Source organism: Mesorhizobium sp. P2_D1 (assembly GCF_056404455.1).
The window spans coordinates 79,516-86,414 of sequence record NZ_JBFUDZ010000025.1; the positions used below are offsets into that span (position 1 = coordinate 79,516).

6 protein-coding genes are annotated in these 6,899 nt (G+C 64.6%); all 6 read left to right on the top strand.

Annotation, left to right across the window (positions count from 1 at the left end; translation table 11 throughout):
* The first annotated feature begins 32 nt into the window (after window positions 1-32).
* The 6 genes from AC1D0I_RS19065 (at window position 33) to AC1D0I_RS19090 (ending at window position 6,725) form a co-directional block, all read left to right on the top strand.
* Window positions 33-1,250: a GNAT family N-acetyltransferase gene (locus AC1D0I_RS19065; protein ID WP_477396990.1), complete on the top strand. Its 1,218-nt coding sequence runs from the start codon at window positions 33-35 to the stop codon at window positions 1,248-1,250.
* Between the two features lie 201 nt (window positions 1,251-1,451).
* Window positions 1,452-1,604, top strand: coding sequence for a Flp family type IVb pilin (locus tag AC1D0I_RS19070; protein ID WP_477397006.1), 153 nt, complete (start codon window positions 1,452-1,454; stop codon window positions 1,602-1,604).
* A 121-nt stretch (window positions 1,605-1,725) separates the two neighbouring features.
* Complete coding sequence (locus AC1D0I_RS19075) at window positions 1,726-1,950, top strand: hypothetical protein (RefSeq protein ID WP_184875376.1); 225 nt, start codon at window positions 1,726-1,728, stop codon at window positions 1,948-1,950.
* Window positions 1,951-2,011: 61 nt separating this feature from the next.
* Window positions 2,012-4,504 (top strand): DNA ligase D, encoded by a 2,493-nt coding sequence (gene ligD / locus AC1D0I_RS19080; protein ID WP_477396992.1) that lies wholly within the window; start codon window positions 2,012-2,014, stop codon window positions 4,502-4,504.
* A 203-nt stretch (window positions 4,505-4,707) separates the two neighbouring features.
* Window positions 4,708-5,616, top strand: a complete 909-nt coding sequence (gene ku / locus AC1D0I_RS19085; protein ID WP_477396994.1) for a non-homologous end joining protein Ku — start codon at window positions 4,708-4,710, stop codon at window positions 5,614-5,616.
* Window positions 5,613-6,725: a tetratricopeptide repeat protein gene (locus tag AC1D0I_RS19090; protein WP_477396996.1), complete on the top strand. Its 1,113-nt coding sequence runs from the start codon at window positions 5,613-5,615 to the stop codon at window positions 6,723-6,725. Before ku ends, AC1D0I_RS19090 begins: the two co-directional genes overlap by 4 nt.
* The last annotated feature ends 174 nt before the right edge of the window (window positions 6,726-6,899 follow it).

Below are 6,899 nucleotides of genomic sequence, written 5' to 3' on the forward strand. Positions count from 1 at the left end.
CGGTCGTCGCGGGAGAAAGGTGGGAGGCAGATATGTCGAGCCAGGCAATGCGGAGGGCACCGATATCGGCGGCGCAGGCTTCTGCTCCTGCTGCCACTGCCGATACCGCCGAACGTGTCTACACGGCGCGGCTGCACACCAGCCTCGAGGCGGTCAAGCCGCTTTGGCTGGAGTGGCAGGCCAATGGCATCTGCACCGCCCATCAGCATTACGCCTGGGCCGAAGGGATCGCCACGCGGCTGATGCCCAAGAGTGCGGAACTGCTCGTCGTCGAGGTGAGCGATGCCGCGACCGGCGAGCCCAGAATGCTGGTGCCGCTGATGCGGCGCCGGGCCTACCGCCACTATGTGGTCGAATGGCTGAGCTGCGGTGTCTGCGACTATTCCGCGCCGCTGCTGGCGGATGCCAGCCCGTGGACCAGGCAGGGCGCTGAAGCCGCCTGGGCGGCAGTCTGTTCGGTGCTGCCGCCGGTGGATCGCATCCACATCGCCGGTATCCCGCAACAGGTCTTTGGCGTGGCAAATCCGCTGGCTCTGCTTTCGGCGACGCGCGATTCCATCCAGGTCGCCTCGGGCCTGGTCTTGCACGGCGAGCCCGAGGATCTCATCAAGCGCATCTGCAGGCCGTCCTTCGCCAAGGACTTCCGCAAGCACTGCCGCCGCTTTGAACAACTGGGCGGCCTCAGCCTGGTAGAGGCCGACACGCCCGCCCTGACGGAGGAGCTCTTCGGCACGCTGCTTGAGCTGCGGCTGAAGCGCTTTCGCGAGCTTGCGCGTTTCGATCTCCTGACGCAGCAATCGGCCGTCGACTTCTACCGGAACGCGGCCCTCCAGGGCCTGTCCGACGGATCGGTGCGGCTCTTTGGACTGCGCGTCGGACAAGCCTGGCTTGCCTCCATGCTCGTGCTGGCCAGAAAAGGCACTCTTCATGGCATCCTGCTTGCGATCGACAAGGATGCGGTCGCCAACGTGTCACCCGGCCTGACGACGATTGCCAAGCTGATGATGTGGGGGCGCGAGCGGGGATTCGATTACTTCGACCTGTCGGTCGGCGGTCAGGGCTACAAGGAACATATTGGTGCCGCGAATTCGGTTCTGTCCGAGATTTGCGAACCGATGACACTGCGGGGCAGGGGGGCGAATGCCGCCATCCTGTTTCGCAGCCGGGCCGAGCGTTACGTGCGCACGAGACCACAGCTGCTCAAGACCATCCAAGGCATGGCGCGCCGCCTGCGGCGATTGAAGGACTGAAGCCAGTTCTCCGAGGCGAGGGTTCGATCAGTCCCGCCTCCGGCAGCAGGCAGCCCCACGACTTGATGTTTTGATTCAAGCCGGGGTCCGAGCACCTTCAATAGCTTGGTCAAATTTTAACCGAACTGCAATCAGTAGGGTTTATTGGATGCGAGAGGGATTAGAAGACAGGAATAATATGCAAAATTATTTTCCCGTTTCATCCGCGACGAATCCGGCGCGACTGCCATCGAGTATGGCCTGATCGCCGCCTTGATCGCACTCGCCATCATCGCCGGCGCCGGCGCGCTCGGCAATGCGGTCAACACCAAATTCAAGGTGATGGGCAACGCGGTCAACAGCAGCGGGTCGTAAGCCTCGGGCCTGGTTCGTCTCCGCGAAATTGACAGGACGGCGGGTCTCCGTCATCCTTAACTCCAGTCGCCAGGCTGCGGACCGCGGCCATGTGGGTGTCGGGGCGACCGAGGGCAGCGTCATGTTCAGTCCCGTCATCGGCCAGAATGCAAAGCGCTCCGCGGTGCGCAAGGCGCTCGACCGCCACAAGGTCTACATCACCGCGCAGAGTTTTTCGGCCGGCGCCTACCAGGCGCGCGTGCTGGTCGACGGCGAAGCCTACTGGGTCGACGAATTCCGACTCGCCCAACTGCAGCAAGGCCTGTCGCCGGCCGAGCTCGAGTTGACGCCGGCCACGGACGATTGAGACTCAAAAGCTGCGCTCTGTCGGGACGCTTGCATCTGGCGGCCGCGCTTCGATCCATGCCATGACAACCCCACCCAAGCTCAAAGCCTATCGCGCCAAGCGCGAATTCTCGAAAACGCCGGAACCCGCCGGCGGGCTCGTCGCCGGCGAAGGCAACCGCTTCGTCGTCCACAAGCATCACGCCACCGCCGATCACTATGATCTCAGGCTGCAGGTCGGCGGCGTGCTGAAGAGCTGGGCGGTGCCGCGCGGGCCGTCACTCAATCCGGCAGACAAGCGGCTGGCGGTCGAGACCGAGGATCATCCGCTGGAATATATCGACTTCGAGGGCGTCATCCCCGAGGGCGAATATGGCGGCGGCCCCATGATCGTCTGGGACACTGGCAGCTGGGCGCCGATGGACGATGTCGAGAAGAGCCTGCGGACCGGCGCCTTCAAGTTTCGGCTGGCCGGTGAGAAGCTGAATGGCGGCTGGATGCTGACCAGGCTCAAACCAAAATCCGGCGAGGACGAGAACAAGAAGAACTGGCTGCTGTTCAAGGAGCGCGACCTTGCCGCCGACACCGCGCTCGACATTCTGGAAGCGCGGCCGGAAAGCGTGAAGTCCGGCAAGCGCATCGAGGAGCTGGCGGCGCCCGCGAAGCCGGCGGCCAAGCCCAAGCCGGGTTCGCTGAAGCCGGGCACGCTGCCGGGCGCATTCAAGGCGCCGGCACTCAGCCGCATCGAGCCGCAACTGGCGACGCAGGTGCCAAAGCCGCCCGATGGCGAGGACACCAGAGAGGCCTGGCTGCACGAGATCAAATTCGACGGCTACCGCACCATGGCGCATCTCGCGGACGGCGTGGTCAGGCTGATCACCCGCGGCGGCATCGACTGGACGACGCGCTATGGCGACCTGCCACAGGCTTTCGCCAAACTGCCGTGCCGCGACRCCATCATCGACGGCGAGATCGTCGTGCTCGATGCCAAGGGCATCAGCCGCTTCGCGCTGTTGCAGGAGGCGCTGGCCGGAGGCGCCGGCAGCAGACTGCATTTCTATGCCTTCGATCTGCTTCATCTCGACGGCTGGGACCTGACCAAGGCGCCGCTGGTCCGGCGCAAGGCGCTGCTGGCGCAGATGCTGTCCGGCCTTGGCGCCAATTCCGCCATCCAGTTCTCCGACCATGTTGAAGGCTCGGGGCAAGGGCTCTACGACCAGGCGTCGGAACTCGGGCTGGAGGGCGTGGTCTCCAAGCGCGCCACCGCGATCTACCAGAGCGGCCGCACCAAAAGCTGGACCAAGACCAAGGCGCTCCAGACCGGCGACTTCGTCATCGCCGGCTACACCACCTCCGCCGCGGCCGAGGGGCTGGCAGCCCTCGGGCTTGCCGAATTCGAGGACGGCGAACTGCACTATCGCGGCAAGGTCGGCACCGGCTTCGATACCGGGACCGCTGCTGAATTGCTTGCCAGGCTGGGGCCGCTAACATCAGGCGCGACGGCGCCTGAAGGGGTGCCGCGCGAAATCATGCGCGAGATGCACTGGGTGCGGCCGCTGTTTTCGGCCCACATCCACTATGCCAACCGCACCGCGGACAATGCGCTGCGCCACGCGGTGTTTCGCGGCTTGAGGGATGTCGGCCTGTCGACGCCGGTGTCGGCCAAGCGCAAGCGGCTGATCTCGGAGGCCGACCTCGCCACCATCTGGGTGACCAACCCGACGCGGCGGCTGTTCGGCAAGACCGGGCCGACCAAGCTCGACATCGCCGTCTACTACGCGCTGGTCGGCGACTTCATGCTGCCGCACATTCTGGGCCGGCCGGTGTCGCTGGTGCGCTGCCCGACCGGCCTGCCGAAGGACTGCTTCTTCCAGCGCCATGCCTTCACCGGCATGCCGCCCTCGGTGGTGACCTTCGAGGCGACCAATTCCGAGGGCGAAACCAAATCCTATCTCTCGGTCGAAGGCGCCAAGGGCTATCTGGCGCTGGCGCAGTTCGGCGTCGTCGAATTCCACACCTGGGGCACGCATCGCACCAGCCTCGACAAGCCCGACCAGATCGTCTTCGACCTCGACCCGGGCGAGGGGATTTCGTGGCGCGAGGTGGTCGAGGCAGCGGTGCATATCAAAGGTGAGCTCGAGGGGCTGGGGCTGGTGCCCTTCGCCAAGACCTCGGGCGGCAGCGGCATCCACATCACCGTGCCGGTGACGGGCAAGCAGAACTGGAAGAAGCTGCACCAGGCGACCAGCGCCATCGCCACGCATCTTGCGGCAACCGCGCCCGACACCTTCACCACCACCATGGGCAAGGACAACCGCAAGAAGCGCATCTTCATCGACTATCACCGCAATGCGCGCGGCCACACCTCGGCCGCTCCCTATTCGCTGCGAGCCCGCACCAATCTGCCGGCCTCGACACCGGTGAGCTGGGCGGATCTGGAGTCGATCGATGCACCGCAGGATTTGAACTATTCTTCGCTGCCGGGGCTCTTGGCGACATCCGGCGATCCATGGGCGGAGATCGATGAGTTCGCGCGGGATTTGCCCCTTCAGAAGTTGGGTTCCTCGCGCCCATGAAACGGGGCGAGGCACCCAAGTCCATCGACGGTCCCGACAATTTGAATTATTCTCCGCCCTCGACCCTGTGCCGACCTAAAAGATTTCGTCAGGGATTTGCCTGTATTGTGCGGGGTCGGTGTAGGATTTCAGTGGCGTCGCTCGTCCTTCGGACGAACAGCGCTGCACCGGTGTGACAGTGCATGGCCGCGTAGGAGTGTTTCATGGCGCCCAGGGCAAGTTGGAAAGGTTACCTCAAGCTCAGCCTCGTCAGCTGTCCGGTGCGGCTATATCCCGCCACCAGCGCGAGCGAACGCATCAGTTTCAACCAGCTGCACAAGAAGACCCACAACCGCATCAACATGAAGCCGGTCGATCCGGAACTGGGGTTGGTCGAGCGTTCGGATCTGGTCAAGGGCTACGAATACGAGGACAAGCAGTACATCATCATCGATGACGCAGACCTCGACGCGGTGCGCATCGAGTCCAACCACACGATGAACATCGAGGCCTTCGTCGACGAGGGCGAGGTCGACGTCATCTATCAGGACGCGCCCTATTACCTCGCGCCCGACGGCGCGATGGCGGAGGAAACCTTCGCGGTGCTGCGCGAAGCGATGCGCAAATCCGGCAAGCTGGCGATCGCACGGCTGGTGCTGTCCAGCCGCGAGCGCGTGGTGACGATCGGCGCGCGCGAGAACGGCATGTTCGTGTGTACTTTGAGAAACCCGAACGAAGTGCGTGGAACAGCTGAGTATTTCGGCAACATCCCGGCCGGAAAACCCGATGCGGAAATGCTGCAACTGGCCGAGGCGCTGATCAAGCAGAAGGAAACCACCTTCGATCCGAAGAACTATGAGGATCGCTACGAGATCGCGCTGATGGCGATGATCCGCGAGAAGCTGAAGGGCCACAAGCCGATCATCGCGGCGGCTCCCGAGCGCGGCAATGTCATCAATTTGATGGACGCGCTGAAGGCCAGCCTGTCGCAGTCGAAGCCGCCCGCCAAGTCGAAGAGCAAGGCCGACGAGGTCGCCAAGCCGGCGGCCAAGGTCAAGGCGGCAGCGGGCGGTGCGGCTGAAAATCCGCTGAAGGCCAATCTGCTGAAGGCGGTCGGCAAGAGCAAGAAATGACGGCACAGGCCGGTTTGGTCCGGGGGGCCGTCTTCGGCACAATCGGCGCGCTGGCGGCGTTTCCGCTCAGGCTGGCGGCACGCGAGGTCGAGCGCCAGCACGGCCAGTTGCGGCGCGGTGTCACCAGGCGCACCACGCATGTGGTGTTCGGGCGGACCCATCTGGCAAAGGCCGGCGATGCCGAGATCGAGCGCCGCGTCGCCGCCGAGCGCGCCGCCGGGCGGACGCCAATCAGCGAGAACGGATTCCTGCGCCTGCTCGGGCTGATGAAGGCGCCGGAGGCGTCCTCGCTCTCCAGGCAATCGCTGATCGAGCAGTCGCGGCTGTCAGGCGCCGACCTCGACCTTTTGTCGCTGTTCGATGCCTTCGAGCATGACGGCGAACGCTATTCTTTCCGCGACCTCATCCTGGCGCGAAAATATGCTGGGCTGGTGGCCGGCGGCGCGACCTGGGGCGCGATAGCGCGCTCCGTGCATCGCTCGGGCCCGGTGGCTTCGCTGACCGCCAAGTCGCTCAATGTCGGCTCGCAGCATGGGCGGCCCGACGCGATCTATCTCGAGGGCGGCCAGAGCGAGCTCGACGGGCAATTGCTGTTCGATCTGGGCAACGCCGGTTCGGCCGGCGACGATACGCTGGAAGAGCTGTTCACCGAGGCCGAAGCAGCGGAGGAGGGCGGCGACCATAACGGAGCAGCCGCGCTCTACCAGCGCTGTCTCGCCATCGACCCGGGCGATGCCATTGCCGCCTTCAACCGCGCCAACTGCCTGCGCGCCGGCGGGCACGGGAGGGAAGCCGCGCACGATTATGCCCGCGCGATAAAGCTCGATCCGGCCTTTGTCGAGGCGTGGTTCAATCTTGCCGGGCTGATGAGCGAGCAAGGCCGCGAGGCTTCAGCGCGAAGGCACCTCCAGAAGGCGATCGCGCTCGACAAGACCTATGCCGATCCGGTGTTCAATCTCGCTCGGCTGGAATTCGACGCCGGCAATCTGCTGGAGGCCCGCCGCAACTGGGCGCGCTATCTCGAACTCGACACGGATTCCGAATGGGCGCGCGTGGCGGCCAAGGGGGTGCAGTTCGTGGATCTGCAACTGGCGCGGACGGCTGGGTGAGGGGATTGATGCTGGCGCTTGAACACCCCCCTCTGTCCTGCCGGACATCGCCCCCGCAAGGGGGGAGATCGGCAGCTTTGACGTTCCGCTCAATGTCCAACGTTGGCGATTGGGGAAAGCAGTGGCGACATCCAATCTCCCCCCTTGCGGGGGAGATGTCCGGCAGGACAGAGG